The 20709-nt window shown below is 73.5% G+C and carries 24 protein-coding genes; 17 read left to right on the top strand and 7 right to left on the bottom strand.

What is annotated here, in order from left to right:
• Nucleotides 1-118 precede the first annotated feature (118 nt).
• Genes IE096_RS13135 through IE096_RS13120 form a run of 4 tightly spaced genes read left to right on the top strand, consistent with a single transcriptional unit; the run spans nucleotide 119 to nucleotide 3720 of the window.
• A complete protein-coding gene (locus tag IE096_RS13135) occupies nucleotides 119-1072 on the top strand; it encodes an ABC transporter ATP-binding protein (protein WP_189451593.1) in 954 nt (317 codons plus the stop codon).
• Nucleotides 1069-1809, top strand: coding sequence for an ABC transporter permease (locus IE096_RS13130; RefSeq protein WP_189451592.1), 741 nt, complete (start codon nucleotides 1069-1071; stop codon nucleotides 1807-1809). The genes IE096_RS13135 and IE096_RS13130 overlap by 4 nt, the downstream gene beginning before the upstream one ends.
• 47 nt (nucleotides 1810-1856) lie before the next feature.
• Complete coding sequence (locus tag IE096_RS13125; protein WP_373298100.1) at nucleotides 1857-3074, top strand: sensor histidine kinase; 1218 nt, start codon at nucleotides 1857-1859, stop codon at nucleotides 3072-3074.
• A gap of 16 nt (nucleotides 3075-3090) precedes the next feature.
• On the top strand, nucleotides 3091-3720 hold the full coding sequence (locus IE096_RS13120; RefSeq protein ID WP_268248308.1) for a response regulator transcription factor: 630 nt from the start codon (nucleotides 3091-3093) through the stop codon (nucleotides 3718-3720).
• Nucleotides 3721-3811: 91 nt separating this feature from the next.
• On the opposite strand, the gene IE096_RS13115 is transcribed toward IE096_RS13120, so the two are convergent.
• On the bottom strand, nucleotides 3812-4675 hold the full coding sequence (locus IE096_RS13115; protein ID WP_189451591.1) for a transglutaminase-like and tetratricopeptide repeat-containing protein: 864 nt from the start codon (nucleotides 4673-4675) through the stop codon (nucleotides 3812-3814).
• Between the two features lie 62 nt (nucleotides 4676-4737).
• Entirely contained in the window at nucleotides 4738-5742 is a 1005-nt protein-coding gene (locus tag IE096_RS13110; protein ID WP_189451590.1) for a GNAT family N-acetyltransferase, read from the bottom strand.
• Nucleotides 5743-5856: 114 nt separating this feature from the next.
• On the opposite strand from IE096_RS13110, the gene fdxA reads away from it, so the two are divergent.
• Together fdxA and dapC are read left to right on the top strand one after the other, a co-directional pair.
• Complete coding sequence (fdxA, locus tag IE096_RS13105) at nucleotides 5857-6189, top strand: ferredoxin (RefSeq protein WP_058046091.1); 333 nt, start codon at nucleotides 5857-5859, stop codon at nucleotides 6187-6189.
• Nucleotides 6190-6307: 118 nt separating this feature from the next.
• Nucleotides 6308-7405, top strand: coding sequence for a succinyldiaminopimelate transaminase (dapC, locus tag IE096_RS13100; RefSeq protein WP_189451589.1), 1098 nt, complete (start codon nucleotides 6308-6310; stop codon nucleotides 7403-7405).
• Between the two features lie 103 nt (nucleotides 7406-7508).
• Here dapC and IE096_RS13095 read toward each other — a convergent pair whose 3' ends face one another.
• Both IE096_RS13095 and IE096_RS13090 read right to left on the bottom strand, forming a co-directional pair.
• Nucleotides 7509-7907, bottom strand: coding sequence for an ATP-binding protein (locus IE096_RS13095; protein WP_189451588.1), 399 nt, complete (start codon nucleotides 7905-7907; stop codon nucleotides 7509-7511).
• Nucleotides 7908-8196: 289 nt separating this feature from the next.
• Complete coding sequence (locus IE096_RS13090) at nucleotides 8197-9108, bottom strand: VldE C-terminal domain-containing protein (protein ID WP_189451587.1); 912 nt, start codon at nucleotides 9106-9108, stop codon at nucleotides 8197-8199.
• A gap of 73 nt (nucleotides 9109-9181) precedes the next feature.
• On the opposite strand from IE096_RS13090, the gene dapE reads away from it, so the two are divergent.
• Both dapE and IE096_RS13080 read left to right on the top strand, forming a co-directional pair.
• Nucleotides 9182-10285 (top strand): succinyl-diaminopimelate desuccinylase, encoded by a 1104-nt coding sequence (dapE, locus tag IE096_RS13085; RefSeq protein ID WP_189451586.1) that lies wholly within the window; start codon nucleotides 9182-9184, stop codon nucleotides 10283-10285.
• Nucleotides 10286-10387: 102 nt separating this feature from the next.
• Nucleotides 10388-11137: an LOG family protein gene (locus IE096_RS13080; RefSeq protein ID WP_126915877.1), complete on the top strand. Its 750-nt coding sequence runs from the start codon at nucleotides 10388-10390 to the stop codon at nucleotides 11135-11137.
• Between the two features lie 10 nt (nucleotides 11138-11147).
• Here the strand turns inward: IE096_RS13080 and folP are convergent, their stop codons facing one another.
• Entirely contained in the window at nucleotides 11148-12008 is an 861-nt protein-coding gene (gene folP / locus IE096_RS13075) for a dihydropteroate synthase (protein ID WP_189451585.1), read from the bottom strand.
• A gap of 116 nt (nucleotides 12009-12124) precedes the next feature.
• On the opposite strand from folP, the gene IE096_RS13070 reads away from it, so the two are divergent.
• Both IE096_RS13070 and IE096_RS13065 read left to right on the top strand, forming a co-directional pair.
• On the top strand, nucleotides 12125-12559 hold the full coding sequence (locus IE096_RS13070; RefSeq protein WP_189451584.1) for a DivIVA domain-containing protein: 435 nt from the start codon (nucleotides 12125-12127) through the stop codon (nucleotides 12557-12559).
• A complete protein-coding gene (locus IE096_RS13065) occupies nucleotides 12556-13152 on the top strand; it encodes a DNA-3-methyladenine glycosylase I (RefSeq protein ID WP_189451583.1) in 597 nt (198 codons plus the stop codon). The genes IE096_RS13070 and IE096_RS13065 overlap by 4 nt, the downstream gene beginning before the upstream one ends.
• 9 nt (nucleotides 13153-13161) lie before the next feature.
• Here the strand turns inward: IE096_RS13065 and chcB are convergent, their stop codons facing one another.
• On the bottom strand, nucleotides 13162-13962 hold the full coding sequence (chcB, locus tag IE096_RS13060; protein ID WP_189451582.1) for a 2-cyclohexenylcarbonyl CoA isomerase: 801 nt from the start codon (nucleotides 13960-13962) through the stop codon (nucleotides 13162-13164).
• A gap of 314 nt (nucleotides 13963-14276) precedes the next feature.
• On the opposite strand from chcB, the gene IE096_RS13055 reads away from it, so the two are divergent.
• Nucleotides 14277-14444, top strand: coding sequence for a DUF3117 domain-containing protein (locus tag IE096_RS13055; protein ID WP_126915881.1), 168 nt, complete (start codon nucleotides 14277-14279; stop codon nucleotides 14442-14444).
• Between the two features lie 202 nt (nucleotides 14445-14646).
• Here IE096_RS13055 and IE096_RS13050 read toward each other — a convergent pair whose 3' ends face one another.
• Nucleotides 14647-15318 carry an O-methyltransferase gene (locus IE096_RS13050; protein ID WP_189451581.1) on the bottom strand — a complete coding sequence of 224 codons (672 nt, stop codon included), beginning with the start codon at nucleotides 15316-15318 and terminating at the stop codon, nucleotides 14647-14649.
• Between the two features lie 188 nt (nucleotides 15319-15506).
• On the opposite strand from IE096_RS13050, the gene sigE reads away from it, so the two are divergent.
• The 6 genes from sigE to IE096_RS13020 all read left to right on the top strand — a co-directional run bounded on the left by sigE (nucleotide 15507) and on the right by IE096_RS13020 (nucleotide 20704).
• Nucleotides 15507-16286 carry an RNA polymerase sigma factor SigE gene (gene sigE, locus IE096_RS13045; protein ID WP_189451580.1) on the top strand — a complete coding sequence of 260 codons (780 nt, stop codon included), beginning with the start codon at nucleotides 15507-15509 and terminating at the stop codon, nucleotides 16284-16286.
• Entirely contained in the window at nucleotides 16283-17068 is a 786-nt protein-coding gene (locus IE096_RS13040) for a zf-HC2 domain-containing protein (RefSeq protein ID WP_189451579.1), read from the top strand. Before sigE ends, IE096_RS13040 begins: the two co-directional genes overlap by 4 nt.
• A gap of 132 nt (nucleotides 17069-17200) precedes the next feature.
• On the top strand, nucleotides 17201-18961 hold the full coding sequence (locus IE096_RS13035; RefSeq protein WP_189451578.1) for a S1C family serine protease: 1761 nt from the start codon (nucleotides 17201-17203) through the stop codon (nucleotides 18959-18961).
• Between the two features lie 190 nt (nucleotides 18962-19151).
• On the top strand, nucleotides 19152-19598 hold the full coding sequence (locus tag IE096_RS13030) for a sec-independent translocase (protein ID WP_189451577.1): 447 nt from the start codon (nucleotides 19152-19154) through the stop codon (nucleotides 19596-19598).
• A 118-nt stretch (nucleotides 19599-19716) separates the two neighbouring features.
• On the top strand, nucleotides 19717-20409 hold the full coding sequence (locus tag IE096_RS13025) for a hypothetical protein (protein ID WP_189451576.1): 693 nt from the start codon (nucleotides 19717-19719) through the stop codon (nucleotides 20407-20409).
• A gap of 103 nt (nucleotides 20410-20512) precedes the next feature.
• Nucleotides 20513-20704 carry a YegP family protein gene (locus IE096_RS13020; RefSeq protein WP_189451575.1) on the top strand — a complete coding sequence of 64 codons (192 nt, stop codon included), beginning with the start codon at nucleotides 20513-20515 and terminating at the stop codon, nucleotides 20702-20704.
• Nucleotides 20705-20709 lie beyond the last annotated feature (5 nt).

Raw genomic sequence — 20709 nt, 5'->3', positions numbered from 1 at the left:
CCCGCGGCACGGGGGCTCGTGTGCGTCCGGGCATGGCTTTGTCCATGACATCTGTCATCCCCGGTCCACGACGTCCGACACTGCCGGCGGCACCCCCTGACCAGCGAAGATGTCTTCCATGACCACTACTGCAAGCGTCAACACGGGGGACGGGCGCCGCACGGGCGCCCCCGTGGTCAGCTTTGAGAACGTCAGCAAGAACTACGGCACCGTGCGCGCCGTGTCCGATCTGAGCCTCGACCTCTACCCGGGCGAGACCGTCGCCCTGCTCGGCCCCAACGGCGCGGGCAAGTCCTCGACCCTGGACCTGCTGCTGGGCCTGCGCAATCCCGACGCCGGGCGCGTCGAGATCTTCGGCACCACGCCCCAGCAGGCCATCCTCCAGGGCCGGGTGGGCGCCATGCTCCAGACCGGCGGGCTGATGGAGGAGGTGAAGGTCCGCGAGATCGTGAAGCTCGCCTGCGACCTCCACCCCAAGGCGTTCCCCGTCGAGCAGGTGCTGGAGGCCGCCGACCTCACCGGCATCGCCGACCGCATGGTCAACAAGCTCTCCGGCGGCCAGGAGCAGCGCGTGCGCTTCGCCATGGCCACGGCGGGCGCCAACGACCTCATCGTGCTGGACGAGCCGACGACCGGCATGGACGTCTCGGCCCGCCAGGCGTTCTGGGGCGTGATGCGCGAGCAGACCCGCCAGGGCCGTACGGTCCTCTTCGCCACCCACTACCTCGAAGAGGCCGACGCCATCGCCGACCGCGTCATCGTGCTGCGCGGCGGAAAGCTGCTCGCCGACGGCTCGGCCGCCGAGATCAAGGCCAAGGCCGGCGCCCGCCGGATCGTCTTCGACCTCGACCAGCCGGTCGGCGAGGGCGCGCTGCGCGAGCTGCCGTTCCTCTCCTCGCTGGAGGTGTCCGGCCGCACGGTGCGCATCCAGTCCCACGACGCCGACGCCACCGTCCACGCCCTCTACGGGCTGGGCCTCTACCCGCGCAACCTCGAGGTCGCGGGCCTCGGCCTGGAGCAGGCCTTCCTCGCCATCAACGACGCCGCGACCGCCGAGGAGGCGGCCAAGTGAAGACTCTCATCACGCTGGAAATAACGCGCACCCTGCGCAACAAGAAGTTCATGTTCTTCTCCATCCTCTACCCGGCGCTGCTGTTCCTGCTCATCGCCGGTGGTGCGAGCGAGAAGGAGCTCGTCAAGGGCACGAACCTGACGCTGCCGCTGCTGATGATGGTCTCGATGGCCTCCTTCGGCGCCATCACCGCCGTCCTCGTCGGCAACAGCGAGCGCATCGCCAAGGAGCGCGAGAAGGGCTGGGTGCGCCAGCTGCGCCTCACCGCCCTGCCCGGCCGCGGCTACGTGGCCGCCAAGGTGGCCTCGGCCGCCGTGGTCTCCCTCCCCTCCATCCTGGTCGTCTTCGCCGTCGCCGTGGCGGTCAAGAACGTCCGGCTCGACGCGTGGCAGTGGGGCGCGCTCACGGGCTCGATCTGGGCCGGCAGCATCGTCTTCGCCGCGCTGGGCGTGGCCCTGGGCTACCTGGTCTCCGGTGACGCCGTCCGGCCCGTCACGATGATCGTCTACTTCGCGCTGTCCATGCTGGGCGGCCTGTGGATGCCGACCACGACCTTCCCGGACTGGCTGCAGTCCGTCGCCAAGTGGACGCCGACCTACGCCTACGCCGCGCTCGGCCACTCCATCGAGGGGGGCGACGCGCCGCACCTGAAGGACGTCGGCCTGCTGCTGGCTTATCTTGTCGTCTTCGCCGGGTGCGCGGCCTGGCTCTACCGCAAGGACACCCGCAAGGCCTGAGCCGAAGCGGGACGGTTGCCGGGACGGACGGAGGGAGAGACGGGCCGATGGCCGGACGCGAACGACGCCGCAACCCCTGGCGAGCCGTCATGGAGATCGAGGACGACCCGTCGGCCGCCGAGACCCACAACGGCATGGGAACCCAGCCCGAGAACCGCCGCCAGGTAGTGATCAAACTGCTGTGGATCTCCATCTGGTTCTTCTACCTCGCCGCCCCGGCGGAGGACGTCCTCGGCGACCACCACACCCTGGTCGGCGACGTCCTGGGCGGCGCGGGCCTGGTGGCCTTCGTGGCCGCCTATCTGACCCTGGTCTTCCGCCACACCTCACGGGCCCTGGACCGGCCCAAGGTACTGGGCTGGATCGGGGTGATGCTGGGCCTGGCCCTCGTCCTGTCCCTCACCCTGGGGACGCCCTGGCTGGTGCTGTTCGTCTTCTCCAGCATCGCCTGCGGGGCGGTCTTCCCCACCAAGATCGCTCGCGCCGCCGTTCCACTGGTCACGGGGGTACTGGTGGCCGTCGGCGCGAGCATGCGGGGCCCGGTGGCCGAGTTCGTGGTGGCGCTCGTCGTCCCCGCGCTGCTCGGCGGCTTCGCGATGGTGGGGGTGCGGCAGATGGCCCTGACGACCCGCGCGCTGCGCGAGGCGCGGGCGACGGTGGCCCATCTCGCCGCCAACGAGGAGCGGTTGCGGCTCGCCCGCGACCTCCACGACCTGCTCGGCCACTCGCTCTCGCTCATCACGCTCAAGAGCGAGCTGGCCGGGCGGATGCTCCCGGACCGGCCGGAGGACGCGGCCCGGCAGGTCGCCGACATCGAGCGGGTGAGCCGGCAGGCGCTCGTGGACGTCCGGGAGGCGGTGAGCGGCTTTCGCCGCCCCACCCTGGAGGCCGAGCTGGCCGGGGCCCGTACCGCCCTGGCCGCCGCCGGCATCGCCGCCGACCTGACCCGGGCCGCGACCGGCCACCCCGATCTGCCGCCCGACGAGGAGGGCGCCCTGGCCTGGGCGCTGCGCGAGGCGGTCACCAACGTCGTCCGGCACAGCGGCGCCACGCGCTGCGAGGTGACGCTCACGGAGGCGGGCGACGACATGTGCCTGACCGTCACCGACAACGGCCGGGGGCCGGGGCGCGGTTACGGGAACGGGCTGACGGGCCTGAGCGAGCGGCTCGTCCTCGCCGACGGTCGGCTGGAGACCGGCACGGGCCCGCGCGGCGGGTTCCGGCTGCGGGCGTGCGTACCGCTCTCGCGGCGGGTGGCCGTCTGACCTCTACCCTGTCGCTGTGACTTCAGCACAGCCGCCCGGGAATATTCGTGTCCTCCTCGCCGAGGACCAGTCGATGGTCAGGGAGGCGCTGGCCGCGCTCCTCGGCCTGGAGGACGACATCGAGGTCGTCGCGCAGGTGGCCCGGGGTGACGAGGTCCTGGACGCGGCTCGTGCCACGGCCCTCGACGTGGCGCTGCTGGACATCGAGATGCCCGGGATGACCGGGCTCGACGCGGCGGCGCTGCTGCGGCGGGAGTTGCCGGGGCTCAAGGTCGTCATCCTGACGACCTTCGGCCGGCCCGGCTATCTGCGCCGGGCCATGGAGTCCGGCGCCGACGCGTTCCTGGTCAAGGACGCGCCGGCGTCCCAGCTGGCGGACGCGGTGCGGCGGGTGCTGCGCGGCGAGCGCGTCATCGACCCGACGCTGGCGGCGGCGGCGCTCGCGGAGGGGGCGAACCCGCTGACCGACCGCGAGCGGGCGGTTCTCACGGCGTCGGCGGACGGCTCCACCAATGCCGAGCTGGCCCGGAAGCTGCATCTTTCGCACGGGACGGTGCGGAATTATCTGTCGACGGCGATCCAGAAAACGGGGGCGCGGAATCGTGCGGAGGCCGTCCGCATCGCGCGGGACAAGGGGTGGCTGTAGGGGCCTCCTCCCCGTCGCAACGGTGACCAGCCCACCGCGAGGTGCCCGGCGGTGCCGAACCAGCCGTGGCCCGGAGACGGGGCCGCGCCCCTCAGTTCAGCATCGCCCGCGCGGCCAGCGCCTGGTGGCGGACCGTCTCCGCCGCGTCCGGCTCCACCGTCGCGATGACCTCCGCGTACTCCTCCAGCTCCCGCGCCCCGCGTGCGAAGTCGCCGCGCTCGACGAGGAGCTCGGCGCGCTCGTAGCGGAGCCGGGCGGGGTGGCTGGGCAGCAGGAGCGACAGCTCGACGGCCCACAGCTGGACGTCGCTGCGCTCGGGGCGCGCCGCCGCCCAGGCGCGGATGTTGTTCAGGACGCGCAGCACGATCTCCTGGGGGGCCGCCGGGGAGAACATCGACGGCGTCAGGGGTGTGCCCGTCGCGCCCGCGACCAGCAGCCCCGCGTCCTCCTCGGAGAGGACCCGGCCGCCGTCGAAGGGGTCGACGAGCACGTGCTCGCCCTGCGGGTCGCCGAGGCCGACGACGAAGTGGCCGGGGAGCGCCACCCCGTACACGGGCGCGCCCGCCCGGCGGGCCACCTCCATCCACACCACGGACAGCAGGATCGGCAGCCCGCGCCGCCGCCGCAGCACCTCGGGCAGGAGCGAGGACTCCAGCCGCCGGTAGTCCGCGGGCGTGCCGTGGAAGCCGTGGCGCTCGCCGAGGAGCGCGGCCAGGGCGTCCGCCCAGAGGACGGGCGCCGCCCCGCGGTCCAGCGCGGGCAGCGACCCGGCGAGCCGGTCGAGCTCGATCTGCGCCGCGTCGGTCATGGCGTCGCCCGCCTTCCCACCGGGTTCCCCGGCCGCGACGGCCTCGGCCTCCTCGGCGATCAGCAGGCACAGCAGCGCGAGGTCGGGCCGGTCGTCCCGGGCGGCCCCGGCGAAGCGGCGGCGCCGCTCGGTGGTGTCGTCGTACATGCGTGCCTCGTACCCCTCGGGGCGGTGGCGCAGCCACCGCCACTGTCCATGGTGCGACCGTGTCAGCGCTGCGGGCCGCGACGGTAGTGGTAGGCGTGGTGGGTGGTGAAGCCGAGCTCGTCGTAGAGCGCGGCGGCGGCCGTGTTGTCCGCCTCCACCTGGAGGTACGCGGCCGAGGCGCCCTCGCGGAGCGCCTCCTGGGCCAGCCGGGCCATCACCAGCGTGCCCAGCCCCTCGCGGCGCCGCTCCGGGGCCACGTCCAGCGCCGCGAACCCGGCCCACCGGCCGTCGACGACACAGCGCGCGACGGCCGCCGGGCGCTCCCCGGCGGCTCCCGGCACGGTCGCGAACCACACCGACGGCCCGCCGCCCAGCACGGCCCGCGCGTCCGCCGGGTCCGCGCCGCCCCGCCCGTAGGCGGCGAGCCAGGCCGCGTCCGGCTCGCGGGTCAGCCGTACCTCGCCCGAGCCGGGGGCCACGGCGTCGGCGACGGGCGCCAGCGTGGCCGTCCGGGTCAGGGCGTGCCGCTCGGCCGTCCAGCCGCGCCGGGCGAGCTCCGCGTCCAGCCGCTCGTCCGCGTCCGGGTGACCCGTGACGACCTGGACGTACGCCGGCAGGCCGCGCTCCGCGTACCAGGCGGCCACCCGCTCCAGGGCCTCCGGCAGGGGCAGCCCGGGGTCGCCGAGGGGCAGGGCGGAATTGGCCCGGTGGGTGAAGCCGCCCGCGGCGCGCAGCGCCCAGCCGCCCAGCCGGGCGGTCTCGCGCGCGGGCCAGCCGCGCGCCGCGACCTCCTGGAGCTCGCGCAGCCCGGCGGCGGGGCCGCGCCGCCGGGCGGGGGTCATGGGCACGACCTTGCCCGCGACCAGGGTGGCCTCGGGGACCTCCACGATCTCACCGGTACGCCGTGTGATTCGCAGCACACCGCCGCTCCAGGAGGTCAGTACCCCCACCGCGTCGGTGAAACGCTCCGAACTCCCCGACTCGTTCAGCCGTCGTACGGAGACCCTTTTTCCCACATCTGCCGTGGAGATCCGGACCTCCAGTCTTCCGCCCGTGGTGAATTCCACAGCTCTGTCCGCCCCTCTTGTTCGTCATGTGCCCGGGGAGGGAGATACTAGGTGTGGGCATCGACGACGCCGCGCTCCCGCGCGAGATGAGCCCTACCGAGGAGGAACGACAGCGTGACCTACGTCATCGCGCAGCCTTGTGTCGACGTGAAGGACAAGGCGTGCATCGAGGAGTGCCCCGTCGACTGCATCTACGAGGGCTCCCGGTCCTTGTACATCCACCCGGACGAATGCGTCGACTGTGGTGCCTGTGAGCCGGTCTGCCCCGTCGAGGCGATCTTCTACGAGGACGACACGCCGGAGGAGTGGAAGGACTACTACAAGGCGAACGTCGAGTTCTTCGACGAGCTCGGTTCGCCCGGTGGCGCCTCCAAGCTGGGCCTGATCGAGCGCGACCACCCCTTCATCGCCGCTCTGCCCGCGGACATCAACCCGGCGGAGCACTGACCGACAGCGGTCCCGACCGCGGCCCCGTACGGCCACCGCCGTACGGGGCCGCGGCTTTTCCCATCGGCGTTCTCCCCCGCCGGCCACCCCTAGCGCACGAGAGCGAGCAGCGAGCACCGTGAGCGCAGTCTCTTCCCGTCTCCCCGTCTTCCCCTGGGACCGGCTCGAGCCCTACAAGGCCACCGCGGCCGCCCACCCCGACGGCATCGTGGACCTGTCGGTGGGCACCCCGGTCGACCCGGTGCCCGCCGTGGTCCAGCGGGCGCTGGCCGACGCGGCCGACAGCCCCGGCTATCCCACGGTGTGGGGCACGGCCGCGCTGCGCGACGCGCTGACCGGCTGGGTGGAGGGCCGCCTGGGCGCCCGGGGCCTGACGCACGCCAACGTGCTGCCGGTCGTCGGCTCCAAGGAGCTGGTGGCCTGGCTGCCGACCCAGCTGGGCCTGGGCCCCGGTGACAAGGTCGCCTACCCCCGCCTCGCCTACCCGACCTACGAGGTCGGCGCGCGTCTGGCGGGCGCCGAGCCCGTCGTCTACGACGACCCCACGGAGCTCGACCCGGCCGGCCTGAAGCTGCTCTGGCTGAACTCGCCGTCCAACCCCACCGGCCGGGTGCTGTCCAAGGAGGAGCTGCGCCGCGCGGTGGCCTGGGCGCGCGAGCACGGCGTGCTGGTCTTCAGCGACGAGTGCTACCTGGAGCTGGGCTGGGAGGCGGAGCCCGTCTCCGTGCTCCACCCGGACGTCTGCGGCGGCTCGTACGAGGGGATCGTCGCCGTCCACTCGCTCTCCAAGCGCTCGAACCTCGCCGGCTACCGCGCCGCGTTCGTCGCCGGCGACCCGGCCGTCCTCGGCGAGCTGCTCCAGATCCGCAAGCACGGCGGGATGATGGTCGCCGCCCCCGTCCAGGCCGCCACCGTCGCGGCCCTGGGCGACTCCGCGCACGTCGCCGAGCAGCGGGCCCGCTACGCCCGGCGCCGGGACGCGCTGCGCGCCGCCTTCGAGGCGGCGGGCTTCCGCATCGAGCACAGCGAGGCGTCGCTGTACCTGTGGGCCACGCGCGACGAGTCGTGCTGGGAGACGGTCGGCGAGCTCTCCAAGCGCGGCATCCTCGTCGCGCCGGGTGATTTCTACGGTCCGGCGGGCGAGCGCTTCGTACGGATCGCGTTCACCGCCACCGACGAGCGGGTGGAGGCGGCGGTCCGTCGTCTGGCCGAGTAGCGCTACGCATCCGGGCGCGGCACGCGTGACGAGGGGCCCGGGAGCGAAAACTCCCGGGCCCCTCGGTGCTGCTGCGTGAAGCCGCCGCTTCCGGACGGACGGATCAGCCGCCGACGCCGGGCAGCTGCGGAACGCCGCCCTTGGTCACGCCCTGCGCCGTGCCGCCGACGGCCGAGGCCGCGCCGCCCACGAGGTTGCCCGCGGCCTTGTTGGCGGCCGGGACGGTCTCGTTGCCGGCCTTGTGCACCGCGTGGGACGCCATCGGCACGGCCGTTCCGACGGCCTTCTGCCCGACACCCGTCGCCATGGCGCCGGCCTGCTGGGAGGTGGCACCGACGGTGTGGCTCGCGTTCGTGGTGTCCAGCGCGCTCACCGGAGCCAGATCCGTGGCCTTGGTGAGGTCCGCGGCGCTCGCGGCTCCGGCCGCGCCGACGACGGGAGCGGCACCCGCGGCGACGAGCAGGGCCACTCGAGCGATCCGGCGCGTGAGGGGGAGGGACATGTTGCTCCTTTGACGGAGTGGGAAGTCGGTTGCTGTCCGGCGTGCGGACGCAGTGACTACCGCGTGAGCCCGGGGAAGGTTGCGGTGGAGGAAGGTAAAGACTGAGTAATGCGTCGCATTATCGGGCCCGCTGAAATCCCGCCATACCGGGCAGGTTGTCAAGCGATACGGAAGCCCGAAAAGCTGTTATTCACAAGGGAGTTGGGGGTGCGTCGAGAACGCGTGCGGATTCCCGCCGACCCGGCAACTCCCGTATGCCGCGCATACCCCCGGCGGGGGGACGGTCGTACTACTGAACGGTCGTGATCCGGACCGCCGACGTGCCCTCGACGCCCGCCTCTTCCGCCGATTCCCGCCAGCCGTCCGCCGAATTCTCCGCCGACCACACCCGGCCGCCGAAGGAGACGCGCTCCACCCGCAGTTCCGCCGCGTGCGCCACCGCCCAGGACGCCACCGCCCAGCCGCGCCGCCCCGGCGTCTCGTCGTCCGGCCCCGGGCGCACCGGCACGGTCACCGTGCGGCCGCCGGCCGCCCCGGTCCGGCCGTCCCCCGTCACGGTGGGGGACGCCTCCACACCGAACTCGCGGCTCAGCTTCGCCCGCACCGCCGCCGGATCGCCGGCCTTGCCGTCGCTCGGGCTCTTCGTACAGCTGAACGAGGCCGCCGCGCGGCCCGTGAGCCCCGACGACAACAGCGAGGCGTCCGGCTCGTGCTTGGCGTACGCCTGCGGGAAACCGCTGCGCTGCACCTTCTGCGCGGCCACCGTCAACGGCAGCCGCGAGTAGCCCGGCACCTCCACCAGGTGGTCGTAGAACTTCCCCGCCGCGTAGACCGGGTCCGTGATCTGCGCCGCCGTGCCCCAGCCCTGGGTCGGCCGCTGCTGGAAGAGCCCCAGCGAATCGCGGTCACCGTGGTGGATGTTGCGCAGTCCCGACTCCTGCATCGCCGTGGCCAGCGCGATCGTCACCGCCCGCTCCGGCAGCCCGCGCGACGACCCCACGGCCGAGATCGTCGCCGCGTTGACCGCCTGCTCCGGCGAGAGGGAGTACACCTGCCCGTTCGCCCGCACCGTGCAGCGCGGCGCCCCCGGCCCACCGGTGATCAGCTGCGCCACCAGATAGCCGACCAGCGCCAGCAGCACGGCGCAGGCGGCCACGGTGCGCAGCAGGCGGCCACGGCGGGTGACGGTGATCCCGGACATGCGGGCCACGTTACTTCAGAGACCGCCCGGCGGCCCCTCCGGACCGCACAGGGCGTCGCGTTAGGCTCGCCGCATGGATCATCCCGCACTGGACCTGTCCCTCGACGCCGCCGCCCTCACCGCCCGGCTCGTCGACTTCCGTTCCGAGAGCGGTGACGAGAAAGCCCTCGCCGACGCGATCGAGGCCGAACTGCGCAGGCTGCCGCACCTGACCGTCGACCGGCACGGCAACAACGTCGTGGCCCGCACGAACCTGGGCCGCGCCGAGCGGGTCGTCCTGGCCGGGCACATCGACACCGTGCCCATCGCCGACAACGTGCCCTCCCGCCTGACAGCAGATATCAGCGGCTCCGTCGCGGGGAACGGCATCCTGTGGGGCTGCGGCACCAGCGACATGAAGTCCGGCGTCGCCGTACAGCTGCGCGTCGCCGCGACCGTCCCCGAGCCCAACCGCGACCTCACCTTCGTCTTCTACGACAACGAGGAGGTCGCCGCCCACCTCAACGGCCTCGGCCACGTGGCCGAGGCCCACCCCGACTGGCTGGCGGGCGACTTCGCGATCCTCCTGGAGCCCTCCGACGGCGAGGTCGAGGGCGGCTGCCAGGGCACCCTGCGCGTCCTGCTGCGCACCACGGGCGAACGCGCCCACTCCGCGCGGAGCTGGATGGGCTCCAACGCCGTCCACGCCGCCGCCCCCATCCTCGCCCGCCTCGCCGCCTACGAGCCGCGCCGCCCGGTCGTCGACGGACTCGAGTACCACGAGGGCCTCAACGCCGTGCGGATCGAGGGCGGCGTCGCCAACAACGTCATCCCCGACGAGTGCACCGTGACGGTGAACTTCCGCTACGCCCCCGACCGCACCCCCGAGGAGGCGCTCGCGCACGTCCACGAGGTCTTCGCGGACTGCGGCGTCACCGAGTTCGTCGTCGACGACCACTCCGGCGGCGCCCGCCCCGGCCTCGACCACCCGGCGGCCGTGGCCTTCATGGCGGCCGTCGGCGGCACGGCCCGGCCCAAGTTCGGCTGGACGGACGTGGCCCGCTTCAGCGCCCTCGGCGTGCCCGCCGTCAACTACGGCCCCGGCGACCCCCTGTACGCCCACAAGCGGGACGAGCACGTGGACACCGCCAAGATCACGCAGTGCGAGGAGCGGCTGCGGGCCTGGCTGACGGCTTGATCCGCTCTCCGGAGGAGCGGCGCCCCGGCGGTCACCACCTACCCTGAAGCGCAACGAGACCGACGATCCGCGGGTCCTGCGGCCCGCGGCGGAGGGAGCAGCATGGGCAATCCCGAGGCGTCGCGCGGGCGACGGGAACAGCGCCGGGGACCGGTCGTCCGCCGGCACGGCCAGATGCAGGCGGGCACCACGGACCAGCACCTGCTGGACACCCGGGGAACGGCGGACTGGGTCCACGAGGACCCCTTCCGGGTCCTGCGCATCCAGTCCGAGTTCGTCGAGGGGTTCGGCGCCTTGGCCGAACTTCCCCCGGCCATCAGCGTGTTCGGGTCGGCCCGCACGAAGCCCGGCTCGCCCGACTACGAGGCCGGGGTGGCCATCGGGCGCGGCCTGGTCGAGGCGGGCTTCGCCGTCATCACCGGCGGCGGGCCCGGCGCGATGGAGGCCGCCAACAAGGGCGCGATGGAGGCCGGCGGGATCTCCGTCGGCCTCGGCATCGAGCTGCCCTTCGAGCAGGGCCTCAACCCGTATGTGAACCTGGGCGTCGACTTCCGGTACTTCTTCGTGCGGAAGACGATGTTCGTGAAGTACGCGAGCGGCTTCGTGGTGCTGCCGGGCGGCCTGGGCACCCTCGACGAGCTCTTCGAGGCCCTCACGCTCGTCCAGACGAAGAAGGTCACCCGCTTCCCCATCGTCCTCTTCGGCACCGACTACTGGCGGGGCCTGCTCGACTGGCTGGAGCACACGCTCGTCGACCAGGGCAAGGTGAGCGCCGCCGACCTCCAGCTCTTCCACGTCACGGACGACGTGGAGGAGGCGATCGGACTGGTGACGAAGGAGGCCGGGACCTGACGGGCCCCCTCTACGCCAGACCTCGCCGGGCCACCGCGGGCGCGCGGTGGCCGGCGATGGCCGCCACCATGTCCAGCACCTGCTTCGTCTCCGCGACCTCGTGCACGCGGTAGACCTGGGCGCCGAGCCACGCGGAGACCGCCGTCGTGGCGAGGGTGCCGATGACCCGCTCCTTCACCGGCCGGTCGAGGCTCTCGCCCACGAAGTCCTTGTTGGACAGCGAGACGAGCACGGGCCAGCCCGTCTCCGTCATCTCGCCCAGCCGGCGCGTGGCCTCCAGCGAGTGACGGGTGTTCTTCCCGAAGTCGTGCCCCGGGTCGATCATGATGCCGTCGCGCCGCACGCCCAGCTCCACGGCCCGCTCCGCCAGCCCCACCGTCACCCGCAGGATGTCCGCCATCACGTCGTCGTACTCGACGCGGTGCGGCCGCGTCCGCGGCTCCACGCCGCCCGCGTGGGTGCACACCAGGCCCGCGCCGTAACGGGCGGCCACCTCGGCCAGCTTGGGGTCCACGCCGCCCCACGCGTCGTTCAGCAGGTCCGCGCCGGCCTCGCAGACCGCCTCGCCCACCTCGTGCCGCCACGTGTCGACGCTGATCACCACGTCCGGGTGGCGCCGCCGGACCTCCGCCACGAACCCGACCGTGCGCCGGGCCTCCTCCTCGGCCGTCACCTCGGCGCCGGGGCCCGCCTTGACCCCGCCGATGTCGATGATGGCGGCGCCCTCCGCCACGGCCTGCTCCACCCGGGCGAGCGCGGGCTCGTCGCGGAACGTGGCCCCCTGGTCGTAGAAGGAGTCCGGGGTCCGGTTGACGATCGCCATGATCACCGGTTCGTGGGTGTCGAACTCGCGTCGTCCAAGCCGCAGCATTTTCCGTTCTTCCTCTCCCTGGTCCGCCAGCGACCTTAACTGTCAGTGGGGCATGGCACGATCGGAGTCGACGGTTTGGCCGACGCCGGCCACCTGGACGCAACGAGGGGACGGCCGTGTTCTGGTTCTTGCTCATCGCGCTGGTCGTGGTGGTCGCCGCGGTCACGCTCGCCGTCGCCGGCGGAGGCGGTGACGGCGCCGGCGGGGAGGCCGCCCTGCCCGAGGCCGTCCACGACCGGATGGCCTGGCCGCTGCCCGCCGCCCGGCCGCTGGGCCGGGCGGACGTCGAGGAGCTGCGGCTGCCCCTGGCCCTGCGCGGCTACCGCATGGCCGAGACCGACGACGCGCTGGACCGGCTCGGCGCGGAGCTCGCCGAGCGCGACGCCCGCATCGCCGAGCTGGAGGCGGCGCTCGCCGGGGCGCAGGCGGCGGCGATAGGGGTGCGGGGGCTGCTGGAGCGCGAGAGCGGCGGCACGGAGGAGCGGGAGCGGCCGGAGTCGCAGGAGTCGCAGGAGCAGCAGGACAGCCCGGGGAAGGGGAAGGCGTCATGAGCGGCGCCAGTGGAGTCGTCATCGGGGCGGACGGCCTGGCCCGTTGCCCGTGGGGGCTGGAGGCGGAGACCCTCGCGGATTACCGCGTCTACCACGACACCGAGTGGGGCCGCCCGGTCCACGGCGACGACGCCCTGTTCGAACGGATATCGCTGGAGGCCTTCCAGTCGGGCCTGTCGTGGCTGACGATCCTGCGGCGCCGCGAGGGGTTCCGGGCCGGGTTCGCGGGCTTCTCCATCGAGAAGGTGGCGGCCTTCACGGAGGAGGACGCCGAACGGCTGCTGGCCGACCCGGGCATCATCCGCAACCGCGCGAAGATCGCGGCGACGCTGGCCAACGCGCGCGCCGCCGCGGAGCTGGCGCCGGGGGAGCTCGACGCCCTGGTGTGGTCCCACGCCCCCGACCCCGCCACCCGGCCCGCGCCCCGCTCGTCGGCCGACGTCCCGGCGGTCACGCCGGAGTCGACGGCGCTGGCCAAGGCCCTCAAGAAGCGGGGCTTCCGCTTCGTGGGGCCCACGACGGCGTACGCCCTGATGCAGGCGTGCGGCCTGGTGAACGACCACCTGGCGGGCTGTCACGCGCGCAGGGGCTGAAGCGGCGGCCTACCGGCCCACGAACCGGGGCTTCTCCTTGGCCAGAAACGCCGCCACGGCGATGCCATGGTCCTCCGCCGTGGCCGCCGCGCGCTGCAGCTCCTCCTCCTTGGCCAGGGTCTCCTCCAGCGTGTGCCCGGCCCCGTGGGCGAGCGACTCCTTGATCGCCGCGTACGCGGCCGTCGGCCCCTCGGCCAGCCGCCGGGCGACCTCCGTCGCCGCGGCGGCCAGCTCGGCCGCCGGGACGACCCGGTTCGCGATGCCCAGCTCGTACGCCTCCTGGGCGCTCACATTGCGCGGGAAGAGCAGCAGGTCGGCGGCGCGACCGTGGCCGACGAGGCGGGGGAGGGTCCAGGAGACGCCCGAGTCGGCGGTGAGCGCGACCCCGGCGAAGGACGTGTTGAAGGCGGCCGAATCCGCGACCACGCGGTAGTCCGCCGCGAAGGCGAACCCCGCGCCGGCGCCCGCCGCCACACCGTTCACCCCGGCCACGACCGGCTTGGGCATCCGGGTGATCGCGGTGACGATGGGGTTGTAGTGGTCCCTGACGGTGTCCATCGTCGACCGGGTGCCGTGCTCGCGGTCGGCGGCCAGCGAGGCCACGTGCTCCTTGAGGTCCTGACCGACGCAGAAGGCCCGCCCGGCGGCGGTCAGCAGCACGGCCCGTACGGCGGCGTCGTCGGCCGCCTGCCGCAGGACGTCACGGAGGGCGATCTTCGTCTCGGTGTTCAACGCGTTCATGGCGTCGGGACGATTCAGCGTGATCGTCGCGAGCCCGTCGGTCACCTCGTAGAGCACGGTGTCCGCCATGGTGCGGTCCCTCCCTTGGTCGGCTGTGGTGCGATGCGTGCTCAGGATGCCGGAGATCATCGGGGCCGGATATGTGACCTGCGTCAAAGAATCGGCCATCGTTACGGCCGTGAGAGCGACGCAGGAATACCGCGCGATCCCCGAATTGAGTGGTTTTGCGGCAGCGCGTTGCCGAAGGGATGCGGACTGATGTTGGTCATTGGGTCGCGCGATGCGGGATAATGGCCTGGAAGCAATGTGTTCGATGCCGGTGACGCGTGCCCTTCCCGGGGCCGTCGGCTGACGATGAGCTGGTTTCAGGAAGGGGAACGAGCATGGCGGCCATGAAGCCGCGGACGGGCGATGGCCCGCTCGAGGTGACCAAGGAGGGGCGGGGCATCGTCATGCGGGTTCCGCTCGAAGGCGGCGGTCGTCTCGTCGTCGAGCTGACCCCCGACGAGGCCAAGGCTCTCGGCGAGGCCCTGGAGAAGGTCGTCGTCTGACGCCCTTGGCCCACGGCCACGGGCCACGGCCCATAATCCTCTCGCACCGCCCCGGTCGCCCGGCTCTGTCCCGGCCCCGGGGCGGTGGCGTATCCGCACGCGGCCTGTCGGCGGGCGCCTCCGGCCCGGGCGGCGCGGTGTCGCAGCGCGCGGCACCGAGTCGGCCGCCCGTCCGGCGCTTTTCCCGGCTCCGTCGGCCCGGCTACGCCGGGCCGCGTCTGACGGCGCAGAGCAGCCCGTCGCCCACCGGCAGCAGGGACGGTACGAGCGCCGTGGACTCCCGGACGGCCCGCAGCAGTTCGCGCAGCCGCTGGACCTCGGCGGGCGGCACCGCCGAGTCGACCGTCCGGCCGTCCGCGAAGACGCCCTCGAAGCAGACCAGCCCGCCCGGGCGCAGCAGGCGCAACGATTCGGCTAGGTAGTCGAGGGACTCCATCCGGTCACCGTCGCAGAAGACCAGGTCGTACCCGCCGTCCGCGAGCCGGGGCAGCACCTCCAGGGCCCGGCCGGGGATGAAGCGCGCCCGGTTGCCGGCGAAGCCCGCCGCGCGGAAGGCCTGGCGGGCGAACTGCTGGCACTCCGGGTCGCTGTCCACCGTGGTCAGCACGCCGTCCGGCCGCATGCCGTGCAGCAGGTGGATGCCGGAGACCCCGGTGCCGGTGCCGATCTCGGCGACGGCCTTGGCGTCCACAGCGGCGGCGAGCAGGCGCAGCGCCCCACCGGTGCCGTTCGACACCGAGGTCAGCCCCGCCTCGTAGGCCCGGTCCCGGGCCCAGCGCAGTGCCTCGTCCTCGGCGACGAACACATCGGCGAACGCCCAGCTCGTCTGCTGGTTGCCGGTAATGGCCCTCTCCTGTCCCCGTAGTCGACGCAACCGTGACTGTATCCGCTGCCCACGGGAACCCGCAGATGGGACCGGGCGTTGGAGAGTACGGAACGCCGACGGAAGGGGGCGGGGGGCGGCGGGAACCACCGGCGCGGGCCGTTCGTCACGGATGACAACGGATCAAGACCAAAATCCGGGTCAAAATTGCTTATCCGGAGCTAACGGGCGAGGTGGATATGGTAGGGGCTCCACTGGACACCACCAGAGCCGACAGGGGAGGTGCGGCTGCGGTCGGCGACCGTCGCGGAGTGCTCAGGCGCCTCCGCAGGTCCGCTCCCGAGCCGAAATCCGTGACCTACACCGCTGACCGTTCCAACGCCGCCGCCCGCACCGCGAACACCGCGACCTTCGCCACCGACGCGGACGCCCAGGCGTGGACTCCGCCCAGTTGGGAGGAGATCGTCAGCACGCACAGCGCCCGGGTCTACCGTCTCGCCTACCGCCTCACCGGCAACCAGCACGACGCCGAGGACCTCACGCAGGAGGTCTTCGTCCGCGTCTTCCGCTCCCTGTCCACGTACACCCCGGGGACGTTCGAGGGCTGGCTGCACCGCATCACCACGAACCTGTTCCTGGACATGGTCCGGCGCCGTCAGCGCATCCGCTTCGACGCGCTGGGCGAGGACGCCGCCGAGCGGCTCCCCAGCCGCGAGCCGTCCCCCCAGCAGCACTTCAACGACACCCACTTCGACGCGGACGTCCAGCAGGCGCTGGACACCCTCGCGCCGGAGTTCCGCGCCGCGGTCGTCCTGTGCGACATCGAGGGGCTCTCCTACGAGGAGATCGCCGCGACCCTCGGCGTCAAGCTCGGCACCGTGCGCAGCCGTATCCACCGCGGCCGTTCCCACCTCCGCAAGGCGCTCCAGCACCGCTCGCCCGCCGCCCGGGCCGAGCAGCGCGCGGTGGCGGTGCCGACCGCCGGCGTTCCTCTCGGTGGGGAGGTCGGGATCGCGTGACCACCTCCGGCGGTCAGTCCCCCGCCGAGCACCATCTCGGCGACCGCCTCGCTGCCCTCGTCGACGGGGAGTTGGGGCACGATTCTCGGGAGCGGGTGCTGGCGCACCTCGCCACCTGCTGGACCTGCAAAGCGGAAGCCGACGCGCAGCGTCGGCTCAAAAGCGTGTTCGCGGAGGCCGCGCCACCGCCGCTCTCCGACTCGCTGCTCGCCCGGCTGCAAGGGCTGCCGGGCGGCATGGGCGGCCCGCCCGGGCCTTCCGGGCTGTCCGGTGACGAGGGCGAAGGCGGCCCCCCGGCCGTGGGAAGAGGCGCCTTCGGCGCCGGGGCGGAGTCCTTCGCCCTGCTTCCGGCGGTCGCCCCCCAGCCGCGTGACCGGGGCTTCCGCACCCACCCGGTGGGGCAGGGCGGCTCGCGCGGCCGCCGGTTCGCCTTCGCGGCGGCCGGGGCGGTCTCGCTGGCGGCGATAGCCCTGGCCGGGGCGCAGCCGCTGGAGACGCCCGTGGCGTCCCGGCAGGCCCGCGGCGACGGCACCAGCGCGGCCACGAGCTCCCTCGGCTCGGCGCAGGGCGTGCCCCTGGACCAGCGCGATCAGCGTGACCAGCGCGACCTGGGCCGGGCGCAGCCGGCGGCGCAGGAGCTGTCGGCGACGTTCGCGGCCCCGCTGGCCGCGGGCGTCTCCCTGCTGCGCCCCTCCGGCGCGCGGCTGCTGCCGCCGATGGTCCGCAGGCCCGCGACCCTCGCCGCGCAGCCGCAGGCCCGGCCGCCGGTACAGCCCCGCTGATCACGGCCGGGATCCCCGCCGGGATCCCGGCGGCCTCCCCCCTCCGCACCCGGCCGGGGACCTGGTGTAATCGTCTGTGGGGCGCGCGTGTTTCCGGCATGCGCGCCTCCGCGACGAACGGTGGGGAGAGGAATGGACGAGGGGAAGGCGCGGGCGTCCGCGCCCAAGCCGCACTGGTGGCACCGCCGCCGTACGCCGGAGGGCGTCCCGCCGCAGCCACTCGCGGGCCCGGGCGACACCCCCGCCGCGCCGCTGCACGCCCCCGACCCGTACAGCACCCCGCCCTACGGCCGCCCCGGCCCCTGGGCCCCGGCGCCCCCGGTCCAACGCCCCACCCTCACCCCGCCCCAGGGCACCGCGCTGGTGCCGGGGGCGACGCCGCCCGCCCCTGCGGCGTACGCGCCGCAGCCCACCGCCCCGGGCGGCGAACCGGCCACCCAGCCACTGCCGTCGCAGGCGGCGGTGGACGCCACACCGCCCGGCGGCGCGTCCGAGGAACCGGCCACGCGACCGATGCCGCCCGTCGGCCCGGCCACCGAACACCTCCCGTACCCGGCGACCCCGCAGCAGACGGCTCCTCAGCCGCACCCGGCGCCGCAGGCATTCACGCACGCCGCGCCGGAGGCGCCCGCGCACCCCGCGCCGGAGGCGACCCCGCCCGCTGCCCCGGCGGAGGCCTCGTACCCCGCGCCGGAGGCGAACCCGTGGGGCTACGACCCCTGGGCCGTCGCCGGTGGGCTGCCCGTGTACGGGAAGCCGGAGCCCGTCAAGCAGGTGACCGTGGCCCGGAGCCGCATCGTGGGCGGGGCCGTGGTCGTGGCGTTGGTGGCCGGCGGGATCGGCGGCGGGATCGGGATGTACCTGGAGCGGGACGGCGGCGTCGCCGGGCGGGTGACGCTGCCGCAGGCCGGGGCCGGGAGCGCCGACCGCGCGCCCGGGAGCGTCGCCGGGATCGCCGCGCGGGCGCTGCCCGGCGTCGTCACGATCCATGTGCGCGGCGGCGGCGACCAGAGCACCGGCACCGGCTTCGTGCTCGACAAGAAGGGGCACATCCTCACCAACAACCACGTCGTGCAGTCCGCGGCGTCCGGCGGCGGCTCCATATCCGTGACGTTCAACGGCGGCCAGACCGCCAAGGCGGAGCTCGTCGGCCGCGACGGCGGCTACGACCTCGCCGTGATCAAGGTGTCCGGCGTGTCCGGCCTCACCCCGCTCGCCCTCGGCAATTCCGACTCCGTGCGCGTCGGCGACTCCGTCATCGCGATCGGCGCGCCCTTCGACCTCGCGGGCACCGTCACCACCGGGATCATCAGCGCCAAGGAGCGCCCGATCACCGCGGGCGGCCGCAAGCAGGACGGCGCCGACATCAGCTACGTCGACGCCCTCCAGACCGACGCCCCGATCAACCCCGGCAACTCCGGCGGCCCCCTGGTGGACTCCCAGGCCCGGGTCATCGGCATCAACAGCGCCATCCGCTCCGCCGGGGACGCCGAGTCCGGCGGGGCGGGCGGCCAGGGCGGCAGCATCGGCCTCGGCTTCGCGATACCGATCAACTCCGCCCGCCGCGTCGCCGAGGAGCTGATCAACACCGGGAAGGCCACCCATCCGGTGATCGGCGTGTCACTCGACATGGCGTACGCGGGTGACGGCGCACGGGTGAACACCGACGGCTCCAGGACCCCGGCCGTCACCCCCGGCGGCCCCGCCGACAAGGCGGGCATCCGGCCCAAGGACGTCATCAGGAAGGTGGACGGCGTCCCCGTGCACGCCGCCCAGGAGCTGATCGTCAAGATCCGCGGTCACCGGCCGGGCGACAGCCTCGCCCTGACCCTTGACCGGGACGGCCGGGAGGAGACCGTCCGCCTGACGCTGGGCTCCGCGACCAGCGGCTGATCGGCGGCCGGCCTGCGGCAGACGGGCGGCCGCCGGCGGCGCCGGCCGCCCATCGGCCGCCCACCGCGCACTCACCGGTCTCCGAACCTTCGCCCGATTTTGACCGGCGTGTCTCCCCTCGCCCCCACCGGGCCAGGTACCGTGATACCCGGCCGCCCCGGCCGTCTACGCCCCCAAGGAGCTGAGCAACGTGCTCGACATAGGACCCCTCGAGCTGATCACGCTCATCGTCCTTGCCGTGCTCATCTTCGGTCCCGACAAGCTGCCGAAGATGATCCAGGACGTGTCGCGCACGCTGCGCAAGATCCGGCAGTTCTCCGAGAACGCCAAAGAGGACATCCGCTCCGAGCTCGGCCCCGAGTTCAAGGACTTCGAGTTCGAGGACCTCAACCCCAAGACGTTCGTGCGCAAGCACGTGCTGGAGAAGGACGAGCTGGGCCTGAAGGAGATCCGCAACGGCTTCGACTTCAAGTCCGAGATGGCCGAGATGGCCGAGGTCACCGACACGGCCCACAGCCGGACGGCCCCCTCGTCCTCGACCGCCGCCGGCGGCTCCGGCACCCCGGACCTGCTCAAGAAGCGCGAGAGCGGCCTTCAGCCGGGAGAGCGTCCTCCGTACGACGCCGACGCCACCTGAGCCCGTCGATGCGGGGCCCCATTGACGGGGGTGGCTATCCTCCCTTTGTTTGGGGTGCGGCCGGGAACGAGGGCCCGGCGCGCCCAGGACGTCGGGGCTATGAGGAGGCGCCGCGCAGATGGAGACGACGAGTCGGGTAGGGGCGCGAGGGGCCGGCGAGGCCGACGCGTCCGCCGCGGGGACGCCGGACGGCCAGGGCGGGTCCGGTAACCGGCGCTCGGTCGACGGCTATCTCCTGGCATCGTTCCCGTGGTACGGCCTGGACGAGGCCTACACCGGGCCGCGCTGGCTGATGCAGGTCGGCGCCGCCGCCGACGGCACGGTGGAGCACGGCTCCACGGGCCACGGCGCCGAGCCACAGCTGCGCATGGGCCGCATCGAGCACGACACCGCCACCCAGCGCTTCGCGGTCGTGGTCACCGTCGCCAGCCGCCCGGTGCGGCGCAGCGCCGACGGCACGGGCGTGCTGGAGGCCACCTCGGTCTCCTCGGCCGCCTGGCTGGCCGGCTCGGGGCTGCTGGCGTGCACCTGGCCCTCCCAGATGGAGCGCGCCCTGCGCCAGGACTGGCTGGACCAGCAGACGGCCCTCGCCTGGGAGCTCGCCGACCATCTGGAGGAATCGGCCTGGTCGACGCTGTCGCTCCCGGTGGACGGGGTGCCCACGGACTTCCGCTACCGGGAGTCGGAGTACGGCTGGGTGCTCGCCGGTTCGGCGGAGGGCGTCCACCTCGGCGCGTACGGGCGCGGCATGAGCGCGTACGGCATGGGCTTCGCGGTGATCCCGGACATCAGGGCCTACGAGGCGGACTGAGCCGGACCGGCCGGGTCACCCGTCGGGCCGCCCCGGGCTGCGGGGTCCGTGGGGCCGGGCTTGAATGCCCGCAGGGGGCCGACTTCCGAGAGGGTGACGCACCATGCCGGGCAGGTTCGAGATGTACGAGGACAAGGCGGGCCACTACCGCTACCGGCTGAAGGCGGGCAACGGCGAGATCATCGCCGTCGGCGAGGCCTACAACAGCCGGGCGGCGTGCGAGAAGGGCATCGAGTCGGTGAAGCGGAACGCCGCGACGGCGACCGTGAAGGACCTGGGCCACCAGGAGAAGTAGCCCGC

The organism is Streptomyces abikoensis, from assembly GCF_014648775.1.
Classification (GTDB): Bacteria; Actinomycetota; Actinomycetes; order Streptomycetales; family Streptomycetaceae; genus Streptomyces; species Streptomyces abikoensis.
This window is presented reverse-complemented; position numbering and strand designations above follow the sequence as displayed.

Bases quoted from the DNA above. Each gene is read 5' to 3' on its own strand.
- IE096_RS13135 (WP_189451593.1), top strand. From the start codon at position 119: ATGACCACTACTGCAAGCGTCAACACGGGGGACGGGCGCCGCACGGGC.
- IE096_RS13125 (WP_373298100.1), top strand. From the start codon at position 1,857: ATGGCCGGACGCGAACGACGCCGCAACCCCTGGCGAGCCGTCATGGAG.
- IE096_RS13115 (WP_189451591.1), bottom strand. From the start codon at position 4,675: ATGTACGACGACACCACCGAGCGGCGCCGCCGCTTCGCCGGGGCCGCC.
- IE096_RS13095 (WP_189451588.1), bottom strand. From the start codon at position 7,907: ATGTCCCTCCCCCTCACGCGCCGGATCGCTCGAGTGGCCCTGCTCGTC.
- IE096_RS13090 (WP_189451587.1), bottom strand. From the start codon at position 9,108: ATGTCCGGGATCACCGTCACCCGCCGTGGCCGCCTGCTGCGCACCGTG.
- dapE (WP_189451586.1), top strand. From the start codon at position 9,182: ATGGATCATCCCGCACTGGACCTGTCCCTCGACGCCGCCGCCCTCACC.
- IE096_RS13080 (WP_126915877.1), top strand. From the start codon at position 10,388: ATGGGCAATCCCGAGGCGTCGCGCGGGCGACGGGAACAGCGCCGGGGA.
- folP (WP_189451585.1), bottom strand. From the start codon at position 12,008: ATGCTGCGGCTTGGACGACGCGAGTTCGACACCCACGAACCGGTGATC.
- IE096_RS13065 (WP_189451583.1), top strand. From the start codon at position 12,556: ATGAGCGGCGCCAGTGGAGTCGTCATCGGGGCGGACGGCCTGGCCCGT.
- chcB (WP_189451582.1), bottom strand. From the start codon at position 13,962: ATGGCGGACACCGTGCTCTACGAGGTGACCGACGGGCTCGCGACGATC.
- IE096_RS13055 (WP_126915881.1), top strand. From the start codon at position 14,277: ATGGCGGCCATGAAGCCGCGGACGGGCGATGGCCCGCTCGAGGTGACC.
- sigE (WP_189451580.1), top strand. From the start codon at position 15,507: ATGGTAGGGGCTCCACTGGACACCACCAGAGCCGACAGGGGAGGTGCG.
- IE096_RS13035 (WP_189451578.1), top strand. From the start codon at position 17,201: ATGGACGAGGGGAAGGCGCGGGCGTCCGCGCCCAAGCCGCACTGGTGG.
- IE096_RS13025 (WP_189451576.1), top strand. From the start codon at position 19,717: ATGGAGACGACGAGTCGGGTAGGGGCGCGAGGGGCCGGCGAGGCCGAC.
- IE096_RS13020 (WP_189451575.1), top strand. From the start codon at position 20,513: ATGCCGGGCAGGTTCGAGATGTACGAGGACAAGGCGGGCCACTACCGC.